The 26,201-nt window shown below is 27.8% G+C and carries 21 protein-coding genes; 7 read left to right on the forward strand and 14 right to left on the reverse strand.

The annotated features are described in order from the left end of the window. Positions 1 to 2: 2 nt before the first annotated feature. The 5 genes from AC1XWJ_RS03510 to AC1XWJ_RS03530 are packed head-to-tail and all read right to left on the reverse strand — an operon-like array spanning position 3 to position 7,859. A complete protein-coding gene (locus AC1XWJ_RS03510) occupies positions 3 to 3,833 on the reverse strand; it encodes an NEAT domain-containing protein (protein ID WP_483334512.1) in 3,831 nt (1,276 codons plus the stop codon). Positions 3,834 to 3,852: 19 nt separating this feature from the next. Then, positions 3,853 to 4,614 carry an ABC transporter ATP-binding protein gene (locus AC1XWJ_RS03515; RefSeq protein ID WP_483334513.1) on the reverse strand — a complete coding sequence of 254 codons (762 nt, stop codon included), beginning with the start codon at positions 4,612 to 4,614 and terminating at the stop codon, positions 3,853 to 3,855. After that, positions 4,607 to 5,572: a FecCD family ABC transporter permease gene (locus AC1XWJ_RS03520; RefSeq protein WP_483334514.1), complete on the reverse strand. Its 966-nt coding sequence runs from the start codon at positions 5,570 to 5,572 to the stop codon at positions 4,607 to 4,609. Before AC1XWJ_RS03520 ends, AC1XWJ_RS03515 begins: the two co-directional genes overlap by 8 nt. Before the next feature lie 9 nt (positions 5,573 to 5,581). Beyond that, positions 5,582 to 6,523, reverse strand: coding sequence for a heme ABC transporter substrate-binding protein IsdE (isdE, locus tag AC1XWJ_RS03525; protein WP_483334515.1), 942 nt, complete (start codon positions 6,521 to 6,523; stop codon positions 5,582 to 5,584). After that, the gene (locus AC1XWJ_RS03530; RefSeq protein ID WP_483334516.1) at positions 6,513 to 7,859 is read right to left on the reverse strand and encodes a heme-binding Shp domain-containing protein; all 1,347 of its coding nucleotides are present in this window, start codon (positions 7,857 to 7,859) and stop codon (positions 6,513 to 6,515) included. Before AC1XWJ_RS03530 ends, isdE begins: the two co-directional genes overlap by 11 nt. Before the next feature lie 529 nt (positions 7,860 to 8,388). On the opposite strand from AC1XWJ_RS03530, the gene AC1XWJ_RS03535 reads away from it, so the two are divergent. Genes AC1XWJ_RS03535 through AC1XWJ_RS03545 form a run of 3 tightly spaced genes read left to right on the forward strand, consistent with a single transcriptional unit; the run spans position 8,389 to position 12,127 of the window. Then, the gene (locus tag AC1XWJ_RS03535; protein WP_483334517.1) at positions 8,389 to 9,189 is read left to right on the forward strand and encodes a DUF1444 family protein; all 801 of its coding nucleotides are present in this window, start codon (positions 8,389 to 8,391) and stop codon (positions 9,187 to 9,189) included. A 10-nt stretch (positions 9,190 to 9,199) separates the two neighbouring features. After that, positions 9,200 to 9,808, forward strand: coding sequence for a YtpR family tRNA-binding protein (ytpR, locus tag AC1XWJ_RS03540; protein ID WP_483334518.1), 609 nt, complete (start codon positions 9,200 to 9,202; stop codon positions 9,806 to 9,808). Between the two features lie 21 nt (positions 9,809 to 9,829). Then, positions 9,830 to 12,127 (forward strand): hypothetical protein, encoded by a 2,298-nt coding sequence (locus AC1XWJ_RS03545; RefSeq protein ID WP_483334519.1) that lies wholly within the window; start codon positions 9,830 to 9,832, stop codon positions 12,125 to 12,127. 39 nt (positions 12,128 to 12,166) lie between these two features. Here AC1XWJ_RS03545 and AC1XWJ_RS03550 read toward each other — a convergent pair whose 3' ends face one another. The 6 genes from AC1XWJ_RS03550 to nrdD all read right to left on the reverse strand — a co-directional run bounded on the left by AC1XWJ_RS03550 (position 12,167) and on the right by nrdD (position 19,106). Then, on the reverse strand, positions 12,167 to 12,724 hold the full coding sequence (locus tag AC1XWJ_RS03550) for a histidine phosphatase family protein (protein ID WP_483334520.1): 558 nt from the start codon (positions 12,722 to 12,724) through the stop codon (positions 12,167 to 12,169). Between the two features lie 9 nt (positions 12,725 to 12,733). After that, positions 12,734 to 13,702 (reverse strand): class 1b ribonucleoside-diphosphate reductase subunit beta, encoded by a 969-nt coding sequence (gene nrdF, locus AC1XWJ_RS03555; RefSeq protein ID WP_483334521.1) that lies wholly within the window; start codon positions 13,700 to 13,702, stop codon positions 12,734 to 12,736. Positions 13,703 to 13,714: 12 nt separating this feature from the next. Then, the gene (gene nrdE, locus AC1XWJ_RS03560) at positions 13,715 to 15,805 is read right to left on the reverse strand and encodes a class 1b ribonucleoside-diphosphate reductase subunit alpha (protein ID WP_483334522.1); all 2,091 of its coding nucleotides are present in this window, start codon (positions 15,803 to 15,805) and stop codon (positions 13,715 to 13,717) included. Position 15,806: 1 nt separating this feature from the next. After that, on the reverse strand, positions 15,807 to 16,172 hold the full coding sequence (gene nrdI, locus AC1XWJ_RS03565) for a class Ib ribonucleoside-diphosphate reductase assembly flavoprotein NrdI (RefSeq protein WP_483334523.1): 366 nt from the start codon (positions 16,170 to 16,172) through the stop codon (positions 15,807 to 15,809). A 234-nt stretch (positions 16,173 to 16,406) separates the two neighbouring features. Beyond that, entirely contained in the window at positions 16,407 to 16,907 is a 501-nt protein-coding gene (locus AC1XWJ_RS03570; RefSeq protein WP_483334524.1) for a cupin domain-containing protein, read from the reverse strand. A gap of 24 nt (positions 16,908 to 16,931) precedes the next feature. Next, positions 16,932 to 19,106, reverse strand: coding sequence for an anaerobic ribonucleoside-triphosphate reductase (nrdD, locus tag AC1XWJ_RS03575; protein WP_483334525.1), 2,175 nt, complete (start codon positions 19,104 to 19,106; stop codon positions 16,932 to 16,934). 568 nt (positions 19,107 to 19,674) lie between these two features. Between nrdD and AC1XWJ_RS03580 the strand changes: the two genes are divergently transcribed. Both AC1XWJ_RS03580 and AC1XWJ_RS03585 read left to right on the forward strand, forming a co-directional pair. Beyond that, entirely contained in the window at positions 19,675 to 20,889 is a 1,215-nt protein-coding gene (locus AC1XWJ_RS03580) for a D-alanyl-D-alanine carboxypeptidase family protein (protein ID WP_483334526.1), read from the forward strand. A gap of 1 nt (position 20,890) precedes the next feature. After that, positions 20,891 to 21,184, forward strand: a complete 294-nt coding sequence (locus AC1XWJ_RS03585; protein WP_483334527.1) for a YutD family protein — start codon at positions 20,891 to 20,893, stop codon at positions 21,182 to 21,184. Positions 21,185 to 21,804: 620 nt separating this feature from the next. Here the strand turns inward: AC1XWJ_RS03585 and AC1XWJ_RS03590 are convergent. After that, complete coding sequence (locus AC1XWJ_RS03590; RefSeq protein WP_483334528.1) at positions 21,805 to 21,984, reverse strand: hypothetical protein; 180 nt, start codon at positions 21,982 to 21,984, stop codon at positions 21,805 to 21,807. Positions 21,985 to 23,279: 1,295 nt separating this feature from the next. On the opposite strand from AC1XWJ_RS03590, the gene add reads away from it, so the two are divergent. Together add and AC1XWJ_RS03600 are read left to right on the forward strand one after the other, a co-directional pair. After that, positions 23,280 to 24,326: an adenosine deaminase gene (add, locus tag AC1XWJ_RS03595; protein WP_483334529.1), complete on the forward strand. Its 1,047-nt coding sequence runs from the start codon at positions 23,280 to 23,282 to the stop codon at positions 24,324 to 24,326. Between the two features lie 39 nt (positions 24,327 to 24,365). After that, the gene (locus AC1XWJ_RS03600; protein ID WP_483334530.1) at positions 24,366 to 24,746 is read left to right on the forward strand and encodes a hypothetical protein; all 381 of its coding nucleotides are present in this window, start codon (positions 24,366 to 24,368) and stop codon (positions 24,744 to 24,746) included. 626 nt (positions 24,747 to 25,372) lie between these two features. Here AC1XWJ_RS03600 and AC1XWJ_RS03605 read toward each other — a convergent pair. Further along, positions 25,373 to 25,609 carry a hypothetical protein gene (locus tag AC1XWJ_RS03605; RefSeq protein ID WP_483334531.1) on the reverse strand — a complete coding sequence of 79 codons (237 nt, stop codon included), beginning with the start codon at positions 25,607 to 25,609 and terminating at the stop codon, positions 25,373 to 25,375. Between the two features lie 11 nt (positions 25,610 to 25,620). After that, positions 25,621 to 26,154, reverse strand: coding sequence for a hypothetical protein (locus AC1XWJ_RS03610; protein ID WP_483334532.1), 534 nt, complete (start codon positions 26,152 to 26,154; stop codon positions 25,621 to 25,623). Positions 26,155 to 26,201: the final 47 nt, after the last annotated feature.

Consider the following 26,201-nt stretch of genomic DNA (forward strand, 5'->3'; position numbering starts at 1 on the left):
TATTATCTTTTTCTTCTATATAACGTAGCAGCTATTAACAATACACCAATTCCTAGTATAGAAGTTCCAACAGTAGTAACACCTGTATTAGCTAATTTACCTTTATTAGAATCTAATGCTAAAAGTTGTCCACCTTTGTAGCCACTACCTTTAGACCCTGAGCCTCCTAATCCAGAACCGTTACCTTGCTCATGAATGCTTTGATTTTCTTCTGGTAAGCTACCTTCATTAGATCCTTGTTGATAAAGTTTAATCAATTTAATATTGTTAAAATTGTATACAGGCAATGCATCTTGATGCCCTAAATCTTGAGAAATTGATGCCATTACTGGCACATAAACGTTAACACGAGTTTTAATAATTCCATCTTGGCCAATAGCATTTTTATCAATTGGATAACTAATAACTTTAGGATAAGCAGTTCTATTAGGGAAAGCTACTTTATAAACATCAAAGAATTTGTCAACTTCTGAAGCTGAATAATAACTTACTATGTTTGCTTGATGTTTAATACCATTTGCGTAATATTGTAAATTTCCTAAATATCCTCTTTGATTTAAAAATGATAACGGAGTGAAAGTCAACTCTACTCTATATTTTCCATCTTTTACTATCAACTTAGCAGGTTTCAATACAGCTCCGTCTGCCATAGACAATTTGCTTTCAGTATTGTAGTTGCGAACCTCAACATCTATATTATATTCTCCATCAGCTAAATTTCTAATATCTAACTTCGAATTATCTATCTTATTAGAAATATCCTTTTTAGCAGTTCCAACTTTTACAACTCTGTCTACCGGTTCTTTAATTATTTTTTCAGATATTACTTCTTCTCTTACAGGTTTATTATTTTCAAAGTAATGACGTGTAGTTATTTCTTTTTTACCTTTTGAACCTTCTACTTCTACTTTAGTTTCACCTTCTTTTAGTTCGTCTGTTCTTATTTCTTTAGTTTTGAAGTCTATTTCTTCTGTTGTTACTTTATCTTCTGTAGTTATTTTTTTCGGAGTGTCTATAGTAGATTTAATAACAAATTTAGCTTGTGGTTTGGCTCCACCCATACCATCATTCCCTAAACGTATATCATAAGATTTTTTAACATCTTCATTAAACTCAATTAATAATTTTTTATCAAATAACATTGTTTTTCCTGAAGAATCGCTATCTTCATATTTAAGGATTGAATGTACCGGGAATTTATCTTTATCAAGTTCTCCTTTAAAGAAATCTAAATCCGTCAAGTGAGCACGAGTACCAAATATTTCCATAGTTTTTAGATTTAATTCTAAATAAGCTTTACCATTAGCAAAAATTAATTTAGCATTTTTATCAAAAACTCCACTAGCCATAGATTCTACCCCTGGTCTAGAATAGTTTTCAATCATAAAATCTATATCTTGAGCTTTATCTTTGTATTGTAAATTTGATAACTGCTGTTCTAATTGTTCAGCTATATTTTTATCTAATAAATTATTAGTTAAATTATTTTTTAATTGAGTAATAGTTTGGAATTGTTCGTCCGTTAATACTTCTTTCAAAATTTGGTTATCAGCTCCACTTATCAATGCTTTAGATTTTTTTTCTATAAGAACTGTATTATCGTCTTTTACATTATCTGCAGACTTCATATCTTTAGATAATTGATCTGAAACACGTAGAACATTATCTAGTCTAGCTGATTTTGCTCTTGATAATAATTTTTCTGCAGTTGCTATTTGTTGCTCCAATTTTAGTTTTTCATCAGAAGCAGGTGTTTTTTCTAATACCTTCTTAGCTTCATCTACTGTAGTTTTTAGTTTTTCTAATTCTTGTTTCAACAGTTCTGCATTATTAGCTGTTGCTATAACATAGTATCTTTCTTGATCATTAATATCAAAACTAAATTTATTTGAATATTTAGATATTGATGTTGGAACTGGTTTTAAGCTATGAGTCTTCATATCATAAACATACACTTGTTTATTAATATCAGTAGTAAAGTTTGTCATCTCTAATTTTAATAGTGGATTTTTATCACTATTCCAGCCATCTTTATATTCAGGAGTATACTTACTACCATCTTTTTTATTAACTACAGATATTTTCTTAAATTCTACATCTGTTAAATTTAATTTTTCAGCAGCATCTTTAAGTAAAGGTTTAAATCTACTTTCATCTTTTACTAATACTGTGGCATCTTCAGTAAGAGAATAATTGTTATTAGATGTTAAAAATGATGCGTAAGATTTCCCTGCTATTTCAACATCTACTGGGACTTGATCAACATGATATTTAGAAAATGGCAAAACATATTCTTTAGTCTCAGAAGATTTCGTTCCATCTGCGTTGAATCCTTTAACTTTTACAACAACATCTCCACCATTTTTGCTAAAATTAGGAACATCTTCTAATGGATTTACAAACATTCTATACAAACTTGAAGGTAATGTCGCATCTGAACTTTGTGATCTAAAATCTGCTTCTTTAGAATCCATAGTTGGCTCGCTTCCGTCCAAAGTGTATTTTACATAACGTAAATCACTTTGAGTTAATCCTAAACGTGCAAAATTCAATTCTACTGCATATTTACCGTCTGCTAGCTTGAATTTTTTTCCATTCTCTGCGGTATACGGCGAATAGATTTTTCCATTTTTTTCATAATCAAAAGGAAGACTTTCTACTGAACTATCTTTTAGAGTTTTTCCAAATTGATCTACACGAAGTAATTTAGGAGCTTCTACTGTTCTAGTAGGAGTTTCTGTTATTTGGTCCCCTAAGCTAATAATTCCATAAGAAATACTAGTAGTTCCTGTATGTGCATTTAATTGCGTTTCTCCATATAAATAAATGTTTTTTCCTTCTTCTAATGGAATAGAAACCTCTGATATTTCATAATTGTTACCAGACTCCACTACTTTAGAAACCAATTTAGTTCTGTTTTCTGAGCCATCATAATTATAGAATACATTCCATAATCCATTATCATACAAATAATTTGCTCCCCATTTTTGCTTGCTATAATATTTAACTTTTAATACTTTTTTCCCGTTTTCTTCTACTATATTAGCTACCGAGTCTACTGCTCTACGAACACTAGTTTTACTAGGTGATTCATCTTTTATATTAAGATTTACAGGCGAACTTTTAGCATTATCTTCCATCTTAGGCGCATCTGGAGTCGGTTTATTATCTTCTTTTGGTAATTCTGAAGTATTATCGTTATCTATTTTAGGCTCTTCTTCATACTTTTTGACTAATTTTAGTGATGAAAAATCATATTCTATAAAAGCATCTTGATGCCCCAATGGTTGCGATATACTTGCCATAACTGGAACAAACACTCCTATTTTTGTATTAATCTTATCATTTTGAATATCTTCTTTATTAATAGCATATTCAAAAACTTTAGGGTACGCTGTGCGCTCTGGATATTCTTTTTTATATACTTCAAATGCTCCATCTATTTCTTTTTCAGTATAGTATGATAGTATGTTAGCTTGTTTTTTCACACTATTTTCGTAGTAATATAGATTCCCTAAGTATCCTTGTTGGTTAAGAAATGTTAAAGGAATGAATTTAACTTGAACTTTGTACTGTCCATTTTTTACTATTAATTTAGCTGGTTTTTCCGTTGCTCCATCAGCCATAGAAAGTCCTGATCCGTCAGCTTTTTTAACTGAGAAATTTAGTGTATATTCACCATCTGCTAAATTTTTGTAATCTAGAGCTACAGATTGATTATTACTTTCTAATGCATTTACATTATTTACATTGTTTATAGACTCATATGCAAAGCCTGTACTCAAAAATAATGCCCCTGTTATCCCTACTGCTAAAATTTTGTTTTTTTTCATATTGGTTATCTCCTTTTATCTACCATGTTTTTATTATATTATCTATTATTTCTATATCTGTATCATACAATTTTTGTAAAATATCTTTGTCATAAAATTCTTGCGAATCGCCTATTTTGAAAATATGCCCATCTTTTAAAGCTATTATTTTATCACTATAATTTATGGCTTGATTTATATCGTGCAAAACCATAACTATAGTTTTATTGTATTTTTTATTTAAAATTACTATTAAATCCAAAAGTGATTTTTGATATTTTATATCTAGATAACTCGTTGGTTCATCTAACAATAAAATATCCGTATCTTGCGTTAAAGCCATTGCTAAGAATACTCGTTGCTTTTGACCTCCAGATAATTTAGACACATTATATTCTTTTAAATTCCCTAAATTCGTCACATTTATGACGTGGTTAATCTTAATAAAATCTTCATTATTAAACTTACTAAATAATGTCTTTTGATACGGCAATCGTCCATAACTTACTAAATCATATACAGTTAGTTCATCTGGAGCAATATTATTTTGGTAAACAATAGTAACTTTTTGAGCTAATTCCTTTTTGGAATATGTATTTATATCTTTTTTATCAATTAGTATTGTATTATTTTTTACTCGTTTTGCTCCTGTTAAAATCGACAGCAATGTACTTTTACCACAACCATTTTCCCCAATAATAGTAGTTATCTTCCCTTTTTCTATTTGTAAATTCAGATTATCAAAAACTTTATTCCCTAGATAGCTAAAGGATAAATTTTTTATCTCTATTAATTTACTCATAATTATGCTCCTTTTTTAGTAGAATTAAAAATGTTGGCCCTCCTATTAACAACATAATCACATCAGCAGGAATTTCTATCGGACTAAATAGTATCCGACCTAAAGTATCAAATAGCAAGAATATAAATCCACCTAGTAATGCTGTAAAGGGTATGGTAACTAAATGATTTTTGCCTACTATGATTTTTGCAATGTGTGGAACTATTAATGATAGAAATGCTACCACTCCCACAACACTAGTTGCTATAGAAGCAAGCACTATCGCTAAAAAAGACAGCACTGTACGAATAAATTGAACATTTACCCCTAATGATAAAATATCCCTATCACTCAAGAAAAATATGTTGCAAACTTTGTACAACATAAATGTTATACAAATAAAAAGTGGTATCCACAATACTAACAATTTCATATCTTCAAAACTTTTCATACCAAGTGTTGCTCGTATATTTATACTCGATATTGATGTACGTAAATATTGAGCTACAGACAATATTCCAACAAAAAATGAATTAATAGCTATACCCACTAAAATAACACTGACGCTACTTTTCATATTTTTGGAGCAAATATAAATAAGTATATATCCAAAAACTCCTCCGATAATGGACAGTATAGACTTGTAAAAAATTAAGTTAGGAGCTAATATCAGACCGATATACAAAGATAAATTCGCTCCACTTGATATCCCTATAATACTTGGATCTAATAGCGGATTACGTAAACTTGTTTGAAGAAGTAATCCACTAACACCCAAAGCAGCACCAGCTAATAATGATATTAATATTCTAGGAATTCGTAAATCAACTACATAACTTATATCATAATTACCAAATAAGCCTTGCCACAATTCACTTATACCTATATTAATACTACCTGATGATAGCGAAAATATTGATGTTATTAGAATAAGAATAATAATTACAAAAAATGATAATTTTATTTTTAAACTTTTCATAATTATCTCCTACTTATAAAATATCTCTTCTAGTTTAATAAGACCTTGTGTGTAATTAAACTGTGCAGTCATCCCGAATATATGGTAATCAAGATCAATAACTTTATTATTTTTTACTGCTGAAAAATTTTCCCAAGATTTGTTATTATTAAATTCATCTTCAAACATTTTCATTACGACATCTGGAAGAGCATGTGCAGTTCTCAAAATATAATCTGGATTTTGACTTAGTAAATATTCCATATTAACTTGTTCAAATTCTTTATCGCTTGTTACTATATTTTCTGCTCCTGCCAACTTAACCAAATTACCAACATACGAGTTTTCTGTTGCAGCTACATAACTTCCAGGTAATCCCATTAAAACTAACACTTTTGGTTTCTTTTTATTTGATATTCTACTATTATATTCATTAAAGAAATTATTTTTATCATTTACAAGTTGGTTATACTTCTCTTTTTTGTTATATTGAGTAGCAAGTTCTTCCGTTATGTTATACAAAGCGTCCACGCTACGCAAATTAACATATTTATGGGGAATATTATGTTTCTTTAATCCTTCATCTAGCCAATCAACCAAGCTATCTGGAACATATACTATTGTAGGATTTATAGTTTTAATTACTTCCATATCTGGATTCATAGGTAAACCTATTCGGTATATGTGATCATAATTTGAGGGAATTTTTCCAGAATTAGTTGATGGTACTCCTGCTAATTTCAAATCTAATTCGTCAGCCAACTTAGTAAGAGCTACTGAATTCATAACTATTCTGCTTCCCTGCTCTTCATCTGCTCTTTTATCTTTGTTTATCCCTGTTAAGTCTACAGTATTATTAAATGCTTTATCTGCTATATCTTTTTCATTATTAGTTGTTTTGGAGTTAGAGCAAGCCGACAGTATTAACAATGTTAATAATAAAAGTATATATTTCTTAATACTATTCTTCATTTTTATCAACTCTATTCATTCTTTTTCTAATAATATAAATAACTACTCCTACTATAAGGATAGTAAATAAAAACCCTATTATGTAATAAACCTTACTAATAGATTTTTTATCATCTATTACTTGCATCCCATCAACTGCTCCTGTAGATATAGTATTAGGATTAACTTCAACAAAAAATCTAACTGGTCTATTCATCGGCTCTACAAACATTTGAATCATTGCAGAAAAATTCTCTCTAGGAACTTCAAAGCGATAATCTGCGTAACTATCTTTATACTTATCTAAATGCACATTTGTTTCAACTGCTTCTACTAATTTATATTCTCCATTGCTCTGCAAAACTTTTATAAATGGTCCTTGTTCACTATTTCTAGTTACCCAATTTATTAAATGTACTCTTACAGTAGCATAAAGCTTTCCATCAGCAGTTCTTTGTAATTGTGCTTTAGACCATCTTTTCTCCCCACTATACTTTTGGTTGTTTAGCGCTTGATATAAGTTAGCTGTATCACTAACTGGTGATATAACTCCTTGACTCATACCTTCACCTATTTCAACATTTTTTGTACCACCATCAGCAGTAACTCCAGTCAATGGATTTAAGTATGATGCCGTTATATCGATATTGTAGACTCCACGTTCTTTGGTTTTTATATCATCTTTGAAGTAGTCTTCAACTTTTTTTAGTTCTGGTTTTTTATTTTCAGAATCTTTATTTTTATCACTGTCATTTTCTTGATCACTATCTTTATTTTCTGATGTAGCTTCTTTATCATCACTTGTATTTCGATCTGTATTATCTTGACTTTCTTCAACTCCTGATATTAATGTTGCTGACGACCAATCAAATTTTAATATTGCATTTTGTGATGCGTCTCCTCCCATAATTTTATTCATTGCATCTACAGTTACTTGGACTCCTATTTTATCTTCTTTTAGACTAGCTCTAGTAAATTGCAGTAAAGATGGGAATGTTGCAATATTACCGTCTAAATCTGTATCTTGATAAGATCCTATTACATTGGCTCTAGTTAAACCTCCAGAAAATAAAGGAGTACTATAAACAGATAATCCTATTAGATGACCATTCATATCCATAAACTGCATAGGTACAAATTCTACAGTTACAGTTGAAGTTCCCCCATTTTCTTCAACACGTGCTATAGAACTTACTGCTCTACTTCCCATGGATAATCTACCACTATTTTCAGCATGCCATAGAGATACTGGTACGTGGTATACTCTAGACTGAGCGTGTGTAACTTTTTTATCAGAAATAGCACTTTGTCCAATAAATGATAAAATAAGTATTAACGCTAAAAATAATCTTTTCATATTCATCTCCTTAATATATTTATAACGGTAATGATAACGATTATCATTATATAATTATTATAATACAAATTAGAAAAAATAAAAATACTTTTTAAAAATTTTTATTATTTTTTTTAATTTTATTTTTTATCTTTTGAAACTGTATAAAGATAACACCACCTAAAGATAAAGTATATATAAAATAAAAAAGAAAAATAATATTTATACTTATATATAATTTTTCATTCTTAAAAATAAAATTATTAGATAATAATAATATAATGTAAAATAAACTAATTATAAAAAATTTAAAAAGATACTTTTTATACCAATTTTTATATTTAAATTTTATTTCATCTATAGAAAAATTTTTGTTAGATTTTTTCATTAATTCACCTCTTTTGTTCAATAATTTTATTATATCTAAATATATTTTTTTTTACAATCAACGATAAAAGTTTTATTATTTAAAATTTAATATAATATTCTATTCGCTATTTACTCATTTTTTTGCTATAATATTAATCATAAAAGCTATTATGGAGAGATTATGTTCTATACCGAAAAATATATTTTAAACGAAATAAAAAAAAAATTGCCCGAAAGTACGGTAACAAAGATAAAAAAAGAAAATAAATCTTTTTATACTGTAAATTTTAAAGGTTATAAAGCAAACATTAACTTAGAAAACTTTATTGTAAGATTAGACGATGAAAAATCTGATAAAAGCGACAAATTAGTGTATGATTTTATTTATCATATTACTAACAATTTAAAAGCACAAAATAATTTTGAAAATCTTAATATTTCTAAAGATATATTTTTAAGTAATTGTTATCCTATATTACGATCAACCTCTTTTGGGAAGAATAACAATGAAACATTAATAACATCAAAGCATACTAACGAAACAAAAATATTTTATTCATTAGACTTAGGCACTAATTATCGTATATTATCATCAGAAATTTTAAATAAATTCAATATTACTAAAGAAGAATTAATGTTTAATGCAAATAAAAATTTAAAAAATCTTCCACTAAAACACAATACAGACTTTGTAGCAGGAAATACATTTTACTTTTTAAATGCTAAAGATGGTTATGACGGTTCCAGATTACTAAACGAAGATATATTAAAATATTTTTATAACAAAATAGGTTCTTCATATTACATAGGACTACCACATCAAGATACTTTAATAATAGCTGATATAAAAAATAAAAAAGGATTAGAAATATTACAAAAGATGATGGTACACTTTTTTACAGAAGGGCGTGTACCAATAACTACAATTACCTTCAAATATGATAACAAGACTTTAGAAAGTTTATTTATTTTTGTAGAATAAGGAGAAAATTATGTTATTTTTTTACAATAAACAAATGTTAGGAGAAACACTTTTAATTACTATATCAGATAGTGAAAATACTATCTATGAAGATAAAAAAAATATGACACTAATAAAAGATTCTAATGGTATTCTAGTAGGATTAAATATTTTTAATATAGAAAATTTAAAATTAGAAGGTAATGGAAATATTGAATTATCAGAAGAACAAAAAGAAAAACTACAAACTCGCTTAGAAAAAAATGGTATAAAAATAGATTTAGATGGAACAAATGATGATTATTTTGTCGTTGGAGAAGTACTGACTAAAGAAAAACATCCAGATGCAGATAAACTATCAGTTACAACAGTGAAAATAGACAATGATGAAATTTTACAAATAGTATGTGGCGCTAGCAACGTTGACGTTGGACAAAAAGTTGCGGTAGCTAAAATAGGAGCTATTATGCCTAGTGGCCTTCTTATTAGAAAATCTAAATTGCGTGGAGTGGAATCGTACGGTATGCTTTGCTCAAAAAAAGAATTAGGATTACCTTACGATGAAAATATAAAAGGAATTTTAGTATTGGATAGCAACTCTCCTGTAGGAGTGAAAATTAATACTCTAAACTTGAAATAAAATATTAAGGAGGAGACTAAATTGGTAAATTGGAAAAAATTTTTCGATGACGAAAACGAAGAGAATAATAACAGTGATATAGAAATTGAACATTACGAAAAAACAGAAAAAAAGAAAAGCAGATTAGATTCTTGGTTCGAAGAAGACGAACCAATGACTAAACAGAAAGAAAAAATAACTAATAATAAAATTTATAATACGGAAGAATCAAATATTTTCTTAGAAGATGAAGAAGACACTTTTGAAAAAAGAGAAAGTTTTTTAGATAAAATAAAAACATTTTTCAAAAAACAACAATCTACAGAATGGTTTGAAGAAGATCAAGAAAACACCGATGAAAATGATGATGAAGTAGAAGATTACAAAACATATTTTGAACGACAAAAAAATAAAGATAATAATATAGAAGATGCTGAATATATCAAGGATTTTGAAGAAGATAGCATCTTTGAAGACGAAAATTTTGATGATTCAGAATTTAATAACCAAGAATCTATTTTTTCTAGAATAAAAAATAAGTTTTCTTCATTAGTAAATACAAGGCAACCTGAAGTAGAAAATGATATAACAGCAGATGAAATAGATTTTGACGATGACTCATTTATAGATGAAGAGCAGATAATCGAATTAGACAAATATGATGAAAATAATATTACATCAGAATTAGAAACATTAGAAGAAATAGATAAAAATGAGCAAGAAAACAAATCTTTATCAGAATCATTACAAGAATTCGGTATAGAAGCTAACAATATTCAAGAAGTTGATTTCTTTAAAGAAAGAGAAGAACGCAGAACACATCCAACTTTAGCCTCTATGAAAGTTAAACGTATAATACAAGACAAAAAAATAGAAGATCTTGGTACTGACATAACAATAGAAAGTGATAAAAATAATTTAGTTAGTAGTTTAGACAAAAAAGACGAACACATTTTAGAAGAAGATATTGAAGAAACTACAATACGTCATTCTAAAAATAAAGAAGACATTGAACAATTAAACAAAGATTTCAATAATATACAAAGAAAAGAAACTAAAAAACCTATTAAAGACGATGTCACTGCAACACATATTGACAAAGCCTTAAACGAAATAAAGCAGCAGGAAGAAAACAGCAAAAAAGATACCAAAAATTACGATATCGAAATTAGTAACGATCCTACCGAGAAAGATCGTCGCAGTAAATTAAAATATACATCAGTTGATGAAATTCTTGAAGGAAATAATGAATTATTTGAAGATGATATAGATAAACTAAGCAAAAAAACTATCTCAACTAAAGAACAAGAATCTCCAGAAGATGTAGAAACATTTAGAAAAGAAGTATTCAAACAAAAAACTAGTGAATATTTAGTAGACAGTAACAATAAAACTATACTAGACGATTTAATTATAGAAACTAATATTGTAGAGAAAGAGCAGGAAGCAGAGTTAGAAGAAATAAATAAATTAAACGAAAATCTTTTAATTATAAAACAAGAAAATAGTAACAAACAAGGTGATGCACTAGAAGAAGACATATCTGTAGAACAAGTTGCAAAAGATAGTGAGCCTCATTATCCTACATATGACGAACTGAAAAAAGAAAAAACTAACGAAGATATTCTAAATGAATATAGTGACTATCATTTAGATTTAGAAGAGATTGAAGAATTAACATCACAAAATAATATCGACAATAAATCAGAAAACACAGATATAGATATCCTAACAAAAGAAGTAACACCTAACAAAAAAGATATAATCAACGATATAGATAAATTTACAGAGGAAAAAACATATACTCCTCCTAAAAAACAGGAAATTGTAATTGAAAAAGAAACAGAGAATAAAGATGAAAAAATACAATATGTAGAAAAACTATATCCTAATGATGTAGATAACTATTTCGTCAATGAAAGTAGCCCTATAACGTTTGGAGAATACAAAACTCAAGATAATGGCTATCGACCTGTTAGTAAAGAAACTATTGAAGAAAATCAAAGAAAGTTAGAAGCTATTTTTGAAAAATATTCAAATTCAAATACATCATCTAACACTAAAACTGCATCATATATAGAGAAGAAAATATCATCTCCTTCGCCTACACGAGTTGGTAAATACAAACCTACTCCTGTTTATTCATCTATATACGGTTCACAAACAGCAAAAACCTCTACAAAAGAAAAAGATAATGGTACGAAGAAAAAAGCAAAGAAAAATAGCGAAACCAAAGAAAATAAAAATTACTTCAAAGAGATAGCTTCTCAAGAAGAAACTGTCTGGAATATTGATTTAAATAGTAGAGTTCCAAAAAAACAAAATAAAAAAGATAAATAATAAAAAGTAAGCTTCTATAAAATTAGAAGCTTACTTTTTTTATGCGTTGTATTTTAACAATGCGAAATTTTCTCCATCATATTCTATTTCATTTAACGATGTATTTATTATGTAATTATCATTAGGACGTAAATTTTTACTTTCTAAGAAAATGCGTGTACACGCTCCATGACATACAACCAAAATAGTTTCATCTTTATGTTGCGCATATTTTTCTTTAATAAAATCTTCAACTCTCTCAGCTATATCACTATCAAGTTCTACTGATGAAATGTTACCTTCTTTTTGTCCTTTATGCCACTCATCATAAGTAGCACCTTCATAAATACCATAATTTTTTTCAATTATACGATTATCTTTTTCTATTGTTATATTTTTATTTTTAGGTATAGAATTGTCTAACATATATCTACAAGTATCATAAGCTCTACCCATAGGACTACTATACGCTGCAGATATATTGTATTCTAATAATTTTTTACCTGCATCTACTGCTTGATTAATTCCAGTATCATTTAAGGGTATATCTGTATGTCCCTGAACTAAAAAATTTTTATTGTAGTCAGTTTCTCCATGTCTTACCATTAAAATTTTCATATGTTTCTCCTATTCAAATATAAAGTCTTCGTCTTCTAATGATTCTACATTCATACTAACAACGTACCCATCACCTTTAACGCTAAAGAAATCATGATTTTTAGTCGTTGTATTCATTGCATTTTCTATAATAGGATTTAATTCTCTATGCTCAAAATATCCAGGGTACCCTAAATTTGCTAATGCTCTATTTGCATTATATTCTACATAGTCTTTCACTTGATCTGTCAATCCTATTTGTGTATACAAATCTTCTGTATATTTTATTTCATTATTATATAAGTCTAGCATAAGTTCATACATTTCTTTTTCTGCACGCTCTTGTTCTTCTTTTGTTAAAGTTTTAAACATTTCTTGTGCATCAAAACCTGTAAAACTACCGTGAATTGTTTCATCTAATAATATTTTACGAATAATCTCTCCAGAAGTAGTAACTTTACCTTGTCCAGCTAAATACAATGGATAGAAAAATCCGCTATAAAATAAATAACTTTCCAAAAATACAGATGCTACTCTTGCCATATATAAATCATATGTATTTACTTCTGGTTTAAATAACTTCAAATAATAATCTTCGATACGTTTCGCTTTATATTGTAATTCTTTATTTTCTACTACCCATTCATCTAACAAGTAATCTGTTTCTTTACTAGGAATTAGTGATGTAAAAATTGTAGAATAACTTTTAGCATGAATTTGCTCCATCATGCCCATAAAGCTATATACTGCTTGTTTTCTCATATCTTCTGTATGTAGGGATACTAAAGGCATCCCTACATCTCCTTGTTGAGTATCAAGCCCAGTTAATCCAGCCAAAACTTTTTTATATGTATCTCGTTCTGCATCATTTAAATCTTCATTCCAACTTTTTATATCTTTTGATACTTTAAACTCTGTATCAACCCAAAATTGTGCTATGTTTTGACGCCAGTACATAAATGTTAAGTCGTCTTGTTTATTCCAATTTACCGCTTTCATTTCTTATCCTCTCTAGATTGCACACGATGTACATTCTTCTACCGACAATAGTTTATTTCTAGTATAGTATAGTGATTTTAATCCTTTGTAATGTGCATAAATATAATATTTCGCTAATTCACGAGTTGATATATCTGAATTAACATATAAAATTACAGAAATTCCTTGATCGATATGTTCTTGAATAACTGACATTAAATCAATAAGCTTCATTTGATCAATCGTAAATGCTGACTTGTAATACCATTGAGTTTTTGGACTTAAATATGGCATCGGATAAAAAGTCTCTGCATTTCCGTACGTACGTCTTTCTATCTTATCTACTATTGGCAATACACTTGATGTTGAATTTTGTACATAAGAAATACTTTGTGTAGGAGCTATTGCCATTCTGTATGCATGATAAACTCCGTGTTCTCTTACTTTATTTTTTAATCTTGCCCAGTGTTCTTTATTTGGAATTTCTATACCTTCAAATAATGCTTTTACCTTTTCTGTTTTTGGTAAATAACTATTGTTTATATATTTTTCAAAATACTTTCCACTATAATAATCTGATTTTTCAAAATCTTTAAATGTTTCTTTTCGTTCTTTAGCAATTAGCATTGATTTTTCTAATGTGTAGTAATTCATCATCATAAAGAAAACATTAGCAAAATCTTTTGCTTCTTCACTTTCGTATGCTATTAAGTTTTTAGCCAAATATCCATGTAAATTCATTGCTCCTAATCCTACAGAATGAAATTCATCATTAGCTTTCACAACTCCAGGAGCATTCTTGATTTTTGTAGAATTACTTACAAATGTTAAAGCATCCATTCCAGAATAAACAGATTCTTTAATTTTTTTACTTTCCATAACATTGACAATATTCAATGATGCTAGATTACAAGAAATATCCCTTTTTATTATATCTCCTTCTCCGTAATCTTTAATTACCGAAGTTTCTTGTAATTGGAAAATTTCTGTACATAGATTACTCATTTTTACTTGCCCGATATCTCTTAATGCATGATCTTTATTTGCATTATCTTTGAACATCAAGTAAGGATATCCAGATTGTAATTGTGTAGAAGCGATTAGGCTAAGCATATCTCTTGTACTATAAGATCTCTTAATTATATTCTCATTAGCCAAAAATTCATCATAGTATTCTTCTATATCTATATCATCCAAAACCAATCCATATTCTTCCCATATAGAGTGAGGTCCAAACATATAGAAGTCTTTATTTTCTTTAGCTAATTTAAAAAATAATGATGGTACAATTAGCCCAGTAGAAATTGTAGGCAATCTTAATTCTTCATCGGCATTAACTTTTTTTGTATCCAAAAATTCCAAAACATCATAATGAAAAATATTTAGATACACCGCTCCAGCTCCCGGTCTTTGTCCTAATTGATCTGCATAAGCAAAACCTTGTTCTAATGATTTAGCCACAGGAATAACACCTTTGGCTACTCCTTTTATTCCTTTAATACTTTCCCCTCTAGCACGTAATTTAGAAAGATTTATTGCAACTCCTCCACCAATCTTTGATAATTGCTTAGCCGTTGAATCTATATAATTAATAGAATTTAGAGAGTCTCCTACTTCTAATAAGAAACAAGAAACTAACTCTCCTCTACGACTTCTCCCCGCATTCAAAAATGTTGGCGTCGCTGGTTGAACACGTTGCTCTAACATAGCAATAATTAATTCTTTTGCTAAACTAACATCACCATCAGCTAAATAAAGAGCTACTATAAAAACATGTTGGTTATAATTTTCTAAATATTGTTTTTTATCATTAGTTTTCAAAGCATAATCTTTATAAAATTTACTAGCTGCCATATAGCTTTGAAATTCAAATTTATAATTGTTCGCTAGCTCTATACATTCTAAAATTTCCTCTTCAACATATTTATCAAATATATTATAATAGAAGTTTTCTTCTACAAGGTATTTTAATCTCTTTATTTCTGAACTAAATTTTACAGTTTTATCATCCACTTCACGCAAAAATTCTGATATTGCTTCTTTATCTTTATACAACATAAAAAATCCAGTGTCATCTCTTTTTGTAACTTCATTATTTAGTTCTATATGTCTATATTTTGTCATACTAATCACTCATCTCCTCATAGATCTTCTTAAACTTCTCTATATCCTGCATATTGCCTAATAATTCAAATTTCATTAGTATAGGAATATTATAATCACGAGAAATAATATCTGCTGCAACTGCAAAATTAGTTCCCCAATTTCTATTGCCACTAGCTACTACTCCTCGTGCAAATTTACTATTTTTATCCAAAAACTTCTTAACTGGTAATGGTACTTCTCCAAATCCGATAGTAGGAGTCATAATTATATATTCATAATCTACATTCTCTACATCTCTTAAGAAAATAATATCTTCTTGTGGTATTTGACAAAACCCTAAAAACTTTTTACAATTTCCTGTTAAAGAAAAATATACTATTTTCATAATATTCCCACTTTCTTTATATGCAAATAACTTTATCCTGATTTTTATTTCCAGGAAATCAAGCATGAATATATTATACACCTTTATTTTTTCTTTTTCAAATGTTTTTTTCGTTCATATTCTTTCGTTATAAACTATTATACCATTTTTATATTACACAATTTAGCAAGTTCCTACAATTACTAGATTTATTCTGAAAATTTTTTACTATATATTTTTATAAAGATTGTTATATTAATTTTTCAAATTTTTGTACGCTAATTTTTCAATAATATTTTTTTCTTTCGGATAAATTTTTAACAATTCTGCTTGCGTAAACAATTCAAAATCTTCATAATGAAACGCTGGAGTTACTACACATCCTACTATCGAAAAATCATCACCCTCTCCACAAACAGTAGAGCCAAAAATCACTCCTTTGGGAACAGTATACTGAAATAATTCATCTACACCATCTCCTAGAGTTACACTATGATAATCTCCGTCAGGAAAAAGCATATGAATAGTTAACGGTTTGCCAGCGTGGTAGAACCATAACTCATCAGATTTCAATCTATGAAAATGAGAAGGATTATTATCCGTTAATAAGAACAAAATATTTGACGTTAAGTTTCTTATGCGTCCATCAGCTAGTTTTATTCGCTCTTTTGATAAGTAAGTCTCTTTATAATAACCTCCTTCTCTGTGTTCTTGTAATCCCAAACTGTCTACATAAAATTTGTAATTTTTTGTCATATATCCCCCAAATAATATATTTCTTTAATCCATATGCTTAACTCTCGACACTATTTCTTTATGACGTCCTTTTATCATAGGACGTGCCTGAGGATTACCTAAGTAGCCACAAGTTCTTTTTACTACATCACATGTTTTAGGATTGTTATTTCCACAATTTGGACATTTAAATCCTTTTTTTGTAGGTTCAAAATCACCCTCATAACCACATTCATAACATCTATCTATCGGAGTATTAGTACCTAAATATCCAACCTTATCGTAAGCATAATCCCAAACAGCTTCCAAAGCCTTAGGATTTTGTTTTAATACTGGATATTCACAGTAATGAATAAAACCACCACTAGCATAATAAGGATAATCTTTTTCAAAATCTAATTTTTCAAAAGGAGTTGGCTTTTTGCGAACATCATAGTGATAAGAATTAGTATAATAATCCTTATCAGTTATATTTTCTATACTACCATATTTTTCTTTATCAAGGCGACAGAATCTATCAGTCAGACTTTCTGATGGAGTTGAATAAATACTAAACCAATAATCATATTCTTCTGTCCATAATTCTACATTTCTTTTTAATTCTTTCATTATTTCTAATGTGAAATTTTTAGCCTCTTTGTTATTTTCCCATTCTCCACCATAAAACACTGTAGCAACCTCATAAAGACCGATATATCCTAAAGATAATGTTGAACGTTTATTTTTAAATAATTGACTTACATTATCATTAGCAGACAACCTTTTACCAAATGCTCCATGCATATAAAGTATTGGAGCATTTTCTGGCTTTGCCTCACCACATCTTTTTGCACGATAAACTAACGTATCTTTACAAATCTCTAAGCGTTCACTAAGTAATTGCCAAAATTTATCTTTATTCCCATTAGACTCTATAGCTATACGAGGTAAATTTAGAGTAACAACTCCTAAATTCATTCGCCCACTTTCTACGTTATTGCCAAATTCATCTTGCCATGCTGGTAAAAAAGAACGACATCCCATAGGAGTCTTACAACTTCCAGTTATTTTTACCAAAGTGTCATACATAATAACATCAGGGTACATTCTCTTTGTTGAACATTCTAACGCTAATTCTTTTATATCATAATTAGGATCGGTATTCTTTAAATTGACACCATCTTTAATCGTAAAAATTAACTTAGGAAATATTGCTGTTCTTTTTTCTGTTCCTAAGCCATCTATTCTTACTTTTAATATAGCTTTTTGAATTTCTCGAGAGAAGAAATCTTCACCTAGACCAAATCCTAAAGAAGTAAATGGTGTTTGTCCCTGAGATGAATAAAGGGTATTTATTTCATATTCTAAAGATTGCATAGCATCATATATGTCTTTAATCGTTTTTTCTTTAGCAAATTTTTCTTGCTTCTCTTCCCCATCTATCCATTCTTTTGCTAACTTTAAGTTTTTCTCATAATTTAGTTTAGCGAATGGAGCTAATACTTCATCTATTCTATCTGCGCTACATCCACCATATTGACTTGAAGCTACATTAGCAATTATTTGTGCCATTTGAGCAGTCGCAGTAGTTATACTCTTAGGACTTTCTACATCAGCGTTTCCTATTTTGAATCCTTTAGTTAACATTTCCTTAAAATCTATTAAGCAACAATTTGTCAAAGGTTGGTAAGGGGAATAATCTAAATCGTGATAATGAATTTCCCCCTTTTGATGAGCATTAGCTACATGCTCAGGTAACATTTTTAACCCTATAGTTTTGGCAACAACACCACTAGTTAAATCTCTATGCGTATTAAAAACCAAACTATCTTTATTTGCATTTTCATTTACTAGATTTTCATCTCTATTCACTAATTTTTCTATCGCAAAATTAATATCTAAATTTCTTTCTCTATCTATATCTTTTTTTGTTCTATAAGATATGTACGACTCAGCTAAAGATTGTTCTCCAAGTTTAATTAAAATATGCTCTACAACATTTTGTATTTCATATATTTTTATATCAGTGTGAAATCTATTAGTTATTTCAATTAATATTTCTTCCATAATTTTAGAAATATTATAAGTTACTATATCTCCACCCATAGATAAAATAGCTTTTGATATAGCATTATATATTTTTTCGGGATCAAATTCTACTCTTCTTCCATCTCTTTTTATGACAACCAAATTTTTTAGTTTATGTTCTAAACTTGTACCAAATAATTCTAATTTCTCCATCTTACCCTCCAAAAAAAATTTCTACAATATCTATTTTATACCTTATTTAATTTAATGTCTACCTAAAATATAACCGGGAAATTTTCGAATGGCTATCTTATCTTCTTTATCATAATTATTAATTTTTCATTACAAAAAAATAGGAAGAATAAATCTTCCTACTTCAATATATATAATTAACATACATCTAAGAAATATATTTTAATTACTACATATTAAGTTATATTACTACGCAAACATAATTTACTAGCTAATCACTATTTAAAAACGAACCACTCAATATTACATTAATAATTATCGACCAAATTATTATGTAATATTATTATATAAACAAAACACTAATAAAAAATTTATAAATTTGATTGCTAACAATTAATTTTACCTAGTATTTAACTCTACCGTCAACATTATAACCCAATATCACCTATATGTCTTGTCGTTTCTACAACACTTTTTAAATTTTTTTTATTTTTTCAAAAATTTTCTACTAAAATTAACTAAAAATTGGAAATTTACCTAAATTTATAATATACTATACTATATAAATTTTAAAAAGGATTTTTTTCTTATGAAATTAAAAAAATTTGTTTTAATAATAATGACAATTTTATTGTTACCATTTACAAATAAAATTAGTTTAGCTAATAATAATTTTATAGATAACAATATAATAGAAAAATTACGAACTAATAATAACGGAGCAAACATAATTATCTCCGAAATTAATACAGGAAAAATAATAGCCAAAAATAAAGAAAACGAAGTAGTTTCTTACGATACTCTAATTAATAAACTGTTGATATTTTCTATTTCTGAACAACTAAAAAATAACAAAATATCTTTGGACACAAAAATATCTTTAACAGAAAATGATGATATTTTACAAAAATACAATATTTCCCAAGAAATAACAGTTAAAGATGCTATATACCTACTTGAACAAGATAAATCTGAAATTCTAAATCAAAGTGTAATTAAACTTTTAAATTACACTATATCGGACTTTCACCATATTTTGGATAAATTAACTTTACAAAATAGTGAACTAGTTAATTTAAATATAAGCTCAGAAAATAAATCTACAGCCAAAAATATTAGCTACTTAGTTAGTGAGACTATTTTAAACTTTCCAGAAATTACAGATATAACTAAAAATCCTACTTACGATTTTAGTAATGGAAGTAATTCAGATAATAATATAAAATTTATTCAATCAGATACTATGCGAGTTCTTGGAACAAATTATGATAGCAACAAAGCAACCCTTATCGCTTATAGTGGAAATACAAAGATTGTAGTTACTATTCTTAATATATCCGAAACAAAAGACGATTTCTTTAACACTATTCAAGAAATGTACGAAAATATTTTTAAAGATTACAGTTACAGACTAGCGTTAAAAGCAGATACTTATAACATCAATAATGAAAATATATCAATAGACAATGATATATATGACTTATTTTACAAAGATCATTCAGATAAAAATATTAAATATTTCTTAATGAACAATAAAATATTGCTATTCCAAAATTACGATTATCTATCAGCTAATTATGCTACTGTATTTTCTAAATATAAATCAAATACAGACACATCTAATTACGCAAAAATAAAAAATACATTTATACAAGATAATGAATTTAGCACTAGATCCAATAAAGAAAAACTAAATATTATTTTAGATAGAATTCAATACTTCGCAATGTTCGTGCTAATAATTTACTCTGCTATATTTATAATAATATATATTTTGAAAAAACCTTTTAGTAAAGGAGATTAATATGCAATTACCTCAAGAAAACTTAGTTTTTGAAACTGAAGAAGGTAAATTCGAACTAATTTTTAACTATAAAGATGCCTTCGATAAAGAACTATTCGCAGCAAAATTTGTTGATGTTCTAAAAAATAAGCCATATATTGTAGGAGATATAGCATACGAAAAACTACGACTTAGTGGATTTATTCTAACAAAAGATGCTAATCATCACAAAAATATTAATAATCTAGAAGATTATATAGTAGAATATTGTAATTTAGGATGTCCGTTTTTCGTAGTAAAAAATTTAAAAAAATAAATTAATAATGTTAAGAAGCAGTTTAAACTGCTTCTTTTTAGTTTACAATGAATACTATATGGCAACAGAAATCTTTATCTGTTTTTTATTTAATCATGACCTCTGTTTCTTAATAATTCATTTTTCTATTTACTTCTAAAATATAAAAGGTATCTTTATTTTTTTATTGTTATACACATCTTAATAAATAACGTTTATCTCAATATCTGCTTTTCTGCATTTATTTGCTGTTTTTCTTATTGATTACAAACGTTTTCTATGTTATTGTTAAATTGTAATACAAATAAGTATATACTTAAATAATTTTTATGTAGTTGCAAATGAAACAGAAGACAAAAAAATAATAGATAAAAATAAACTTATAGATAGCTTTATTAATGGATATTTATAATATATATAAGTATTAAGAATAAATAAAGAAACAATAATATATGCTCATAAAAGAGAAGGTAAAAAATTTAATACAAAAAACAAGGGGCTTATATTAGCCCCTTTTGTCATATATACTTCTTGTTTTCTTCAAATAACAAATTTTAACTTTTGTATTTAAAATAAATATATTTGTGGTGTCAGACCAGTGTATTTAACTATACGCTATTTATTTTAATTAAAAGCGGAAATTACATCAACCTTACTTCTCTATTTAACATATTTACTAATTTTTCTCCTAATTCTGCAATAGTTCGTACTATTTCTTGTTTAGAAGTATTATGAATAATTGCTAACTCGGTTGTGCTTATATTGAAACCTCTAAAACATTCATCATATTCGGTTAAATTATCAATAAAATTATTCAACACTTCTTTTTTTCTCTTATTGATAAATCATCTCTTTTAATAAATGCCTCTATCTCTCGAAAAGTGTACATTGTCATAACCTCCTTGGTGTGATATCTTTATATCTAGAATTTATATCATATAAGAGCTTTTGCTATGATTTTTTTACTTACTAGAACACTTCAATAGTCTTATTCAATTTATCTATAATCGTTCTCTTACTATAATAGCCGTCGTTTATTAGTTCACTAGCTAAGTCTATATATTTGCATTTGTACCGCTTCTAATTCAGTATTAATATTATAAAAGTCAAATGCTACTACTTCTGATTGCTTGTCCACATTCTCGTTTGTATCGATTTTCTAAAAATCTATCAATCAATTTTTACTACATTAGGTGGTATATTCCCTATTTCATACTGAGATATACTACTAGATGATACCTATTTTGTAACTAATCGTTACTCTAGCATCTTCTAGAGCTTAGGCAAATTTTTCGTTAATTCCAAATATTTCTTTTATCCTAACTCTTAACTTACTATAATTAAATTTTATTTTATCCATGCCAGTCCTCCTTTTGTCCCTCTTTATGAACTTAGAATAACATATTTTTTGTTTGTCAATACATTTTTTCAATTTTCTAAACTTTTTTATTTTTTATATGATTTTCGTTGTTTTTTTCTGAACAAAAAGGGTATAATTATTATAAAGGAGTTGATATATTATGACAACAATTTCCGAAAGATTAAAATATGCAATGTTTGAGTCCGATATTATACAAAGCGAACTATCAAAAAGAACAAATAGGAAAATACTCTTCTAAACAAGATAAGTTGTATAAAATAGCTAAAGTGTTAGGTGTTTCGAAACCTAAGAATACCCCAATCCAAAAGTTACAAAATAAGTTGCAGCATGTGTGCCTATTGAAAAGATAGAAGATATTATTAACTATGAAGAAATACTTATTGAATAGAAACCTAAAGGAGACTTTTTCGCTTTGCAAATTAAGATCAATAGTATGCAACTAAGAATGGATAGTGGTAATATAGTTAATCAGACTATGACAGTGAAGATACGGTTATAGCAATAGTAAATGGAGGTAGTGTAACTTGTAAAAAATCAAAAAACAATCCAACGGATTAATGCTAATAGCAATCAAGTCTAACTATTAAATTATATTTTACAGCAAGTAAGATTATAGAAAGAATCCCTATAACGATTATAGGTAGGGTAGTAGAGCTTAGGGATAAATTTTAAGACGCACTACACTGCGCAGTCATTTCAAATAAGGGATAAATAAAATTAAGGGGATAAATAGAAATGAAAAGAACAAATAATAAACAAAATAGAATGGAAAAACATATTGTAGCTAAATTGCCTAAAGTGGACTTACACTGTCATTTAGATGGCTCGGTTCCTTTGCATATTTTAAAAAAACTAGCTATTCGTGATGGCATAAATCCTGATATCATGAATAAAGCTGTCTTAAAAGATAATTGCAATAATTTAAAAGAATACTTAAAATGTTTTAACATAATTATTCCTGTTTTACAAACAGCCGAAAATTTATTCGATGCTACTTATGAGACAATCAAAGAAATTGCGAAAGAAAATGTTAAATACTTGGAGTTAAGATTTGCTCCTTTGCTACATTTAGAAAAAGGTCTGTCCGTCATACAAGTATTAACTAGTGTATGCCAAGCAATTGAAAAAGCAATGAATGATTATGATATTCAAGTGAATTTACTTATTTGTGCCATGCGTCATCATAATAATGAAACTAACTTTGAATTAATGGAAATATTACATAAATTTGAAAATAAACATCTAGTTGGCTTTGACTTTGCTGGAGATGAAGCGGCATTTAATAATCAAAAGATAGCTCCTGTCGTTCGACAAGCTAAAGAAAATGGTATGCAGGTTACACTTCATTCTGGAGAATGTGGCTGTCCGCATGAAGTTGTTGAAGCTATTAAACTCGGTGCTACTAGAATTGGTCACGGTGTTGCAATTAAAGATGATATTAACGCTTTAGAAATGTGTTTATCCAATAACATTTTATTGGAAATGTGCCCAACTAGTAATATTCAAACACAAGCAATTAGATCATTTGAAGAGTACCCTATTCGATATTTTATGAAAAAAGGTGTCCTTTGCTCAATTAATACCGATAATCGCACCGTATCTAACACAACCCTAACAAAAGAATACATGGTGTTGCATAACTATTTCAACCTTAATTATCGTGAAATGAAACAACTTAATATCAATGCCATCTCACACTCTTTTGCCTCACCAACTACTAAAAAAGACGTATATCAACGGATCGTTACTGAGTTTGCTCCTGTTATTGAAACAGAAGAATAAGCATATTGATAGAAATAAAGTGCAGAAAGAGGATATTTTATGTTTAACTCTATTCAAATGTTAACAAATAAAATTTTAAAAGTTATTATAAAACCGAGAAATCCTAGACCTTGCAATAGGAAAAACATACGAAAAGCATTATTAAATTTAACAGAAGATGATATAGAAATAAAGGATGTAAACACAGAACTAAATCATTTAATAAATTGTAATAGAAAAATAATTTATAGTGAATTAAACAAATTATGTAAATTACAATTGTTATCTATAAAAACTTCAATAACTGCAAGTGAGCGTACATCTGATAATTTTACAGATTATCTAGTGAAAACAATCTTAACGGCTGTTGTATCGGTAGTTATATCCATTCTTTTTACACTATCAATTGAAGACTTTTCAGACTTGGGTATCCTAAAATAAAAGGATTATATATTACAATACTGTTTTTTTCAATTACTTTTATTATGTTTCTGTGGTATATTCCAAATTATAAAAATAATATTAAACTACCAAAATTAAAAGACTTACTAATAAACTTCATAGACTAAATACTTGCGAAAAGAAATGATGATATGGAAGTTAAACAAATTAAAATAAATTTTTAAAGTAACAAGATTATTAAATAACTTAACTAATGTAATTTTAAATAAAGAAAAAGATAAAAATTTAAATTCTATAAAGCATTATAAGAAAAAATATAATCATATTCCTTGTATTTTAAAAAATATTTCGGTACATCTAATAAAAAAAGCCGTTGAAATGCACTCACTTCAACGGTTCTTTTATTAGTTTATTAACGTACTTCGTTAGAAATTATGTAAACTACAAAACTATATGCCTATCTAAACACTGATATAATAGGCTTTTAATAATTTTCAAAATCTATATATTTCTTTAAATAATTAAAAAACACATTCATTATACATTTAAATCAAAAATACATTATCTAGCACATACAAATAAATTAATGATTAAGAAGCGGTTTATACTGCTTCTTTTTAATTACATAACTTAATATAAAAAAGGGCTTATCTTAGCCCCTTTTATCATATATACTTCTTATTTTCTTCAAAATCTTCAAATAACACTAACTCGGTTTGACTAAAAACTTCACGTTCTCCATAATCATATTCTACAATCAATTGTTTAAAATAGCCGTATTGCCATTGATTATAGCCTACAACAATACCTCTATCCCCTCGTCGTTTATTATATATACGTGACGCTACTGTGTCTCCCACTTCTATACTTTTATGGTATTCAGACGTTAAAATACGGCTCATTTATTTAACTCCTATCTATATTTTTCTACACATTCCAATGCAGTAATAAGGGCTTTATTCTTAATTTTAGGTGTGTAATTAGCACTATGACCACCATAAACAAGCTCATTATTTATAATTTCTTGTTGCATTAAATCTCCAAGTTGTCCAGCTTTTGCTCGAATAGTACGCTCTTCAGATAGAACATTTGATAATTGTTCAAGTATAGGCTCAACTTTCTTAACTAGCTTATCTATCTCTTTTTCTAATAAGCTATCTAATTCCTCTAAACTGTTATGATATTCATTAGGTGTCATTAATTTGCCTTGTAATGCATCCGCCCTATCCTGCAGAAATTCTTGTTGATTTTCAGCAATCCATAACTCTTTTTTCGCATTATTAAAAGCCTCATAATTATTATCTTTCTTAGCTTGAATAATGCTAGTTTTAGCATTTTTGATTGCTTCTTTATTAGTTTCTTGTTGCACTCTAACTTCTTCTAATTCTGTTTGATTAGTCTTTATTAGTTCTTTTATTCTATTTTCAAATTGATTAAATGTTGTCATTATATCTTCCTTTCTTTCTTAAAAATGATAAAAGGACGTAAAACATC

Source organism: Gemelliphila sp. 1F1 (genome assembly GCF_056897515.1).

What these genes read in the sequence shown, in the direction of transcription:
- AC1XWJ_RS03580 (WP_483334526.1), top strand. Translation starts at nt 19,675, where the DNA reads ATGAAATTAAAAAAATTTGTTTTAATAATAATGACAATTTTATTGTTA.
- AC1XWJ_RS03510 (WP_483334512.1), bottom strand. Translation starts at nt 3,833, where the DNA reads ATGAAAAAAAACAAAATTTTAGCAGTAGGGATAACAGGGGCATTATTT.
- ytpR (WP_483334518.1), top strand. Translation starts at nt 9,200, where the DNA reads ATGTTATTTTTTTACAATAAACAAATGTTAGGAGAAACACTTTTAATT.
- nrdD (WP_483334525.1), bottom strand. Translation starts at nt 19,106, where the DNA reads ATGGAGAAATTAGAATTATTTGGTACAAGTTTAGAACATAAACTAAAA.
- AC1XWJ_RS03520 (WP_483334514.1), bottom strand. Translation starts at nt 5,572, where the DNA reads ATGAAAAGTTTAAAAATAAAATTATCATTTTTTGTAATTATTATTCTT.
- AC1XWJ_RS03535 (WP_483334517.1), top strand. Translation starts at nt 8,389, where the DNA reads ATGTTCTATACCGAAAAATATATTTTAAACGAAATAAAAAAAAAATTG.
- AC1XWJ_RS03610 (WP_483334532.1), bottom strand. Translation starts at nt 26,154, where the DNA reads ATGACAACATTTAATCAATTTGAAAATAGAATAAAAGAACTAATAAAG.
- add (WP_483334529.1), top strand. Translation starts at nt 23,280, where the DNA reads ATGAAAAGAACAAATAATAAACAAAATAGAATGGAAAAACATATTGTA.
- AC1XWJ_RS03605 (WP_483334531.1), bottom strand. Translation starts at nt 25,609, where the DNA reads ATGAGCCGTATTTTAACGTCTGAATACCATAAAAGTATAGAAGTGGGA.
- AC1XWJ_RS03550 (WP_483334520.1), bottom strand. Translation starts at nt 12,724, where the DNA reads ATGAAAATTTTAATGGTAAGACATGGAGAAACTGACTACAATAAAAAT.
- nrdI (WP_483334523.1), bottom strand. Translation starts at nt 16,172, where the DNA reads ATGAAAATAGTATATTTTTCTTTAACAGGAAATTGTAAAAAGTTTTTA.
- isdE (WP_483334515.1), bottom strand. Translation starts at nt 6,523, where the DNA reads ATGAAGAATAGTATTAAGAAATATATACTTTTATTATTAACATTGTTA.
- nrdF (WP_483334521.1), bottom strand. Translation starts at nt 13,702, where the DNA reads ATGAAAGCGGTAAATTGGAATAAACAAGACGACTTAACATTTATGTAC.
- AC1XWJ_RS03530 (WP_483334516.1), bottom strand. Translation starts at nt 7,859, where the DNA reads ATGAAAAGATTATTTTTAGCGTTAATACTTATTTTATCATTTATTGGA.
- AC1XWJ_RS03600 (WP_483334530.1), top strand. Translation starts at nt 24,366, where the DNA reads ATGTTTAACTCTATTCAAATGTTAACAAATAAAATTTTAAAAGTTATT.
- AC1XWJ_RS03570 (WP_483334524.1), bottom strand. Translation starts at nt 16,907, where the DNA reads ATGACAAAAAATTACAAATTTTATGTAGACAGTTTGGGATTACAAGAA.
- AC1XWJ_RS03585 (WP_483334527.1), top strand. Translation starts at nt 20,891, where the DNA reads ATGCAATTACCTCAAGAAAACTTAGTTTTTGAAACTGAAGAAGGTAAA.
- nrdE (WP_483334522.1), bottom strand. Translation starts at nt 15,805, where the DNA reads ATGACAAAATATAGACATATAGAACTAAATAATGAAGTTACAAAAAGA.
- AC1XWJ_RS03515 (WP_483334513.1), bottom strand. Translation starts at nt 4,614, where the DNA reads ATGAGTAAATTAATAGAGATAAAAAATTTATCCTTTAGCTATCTAGGG.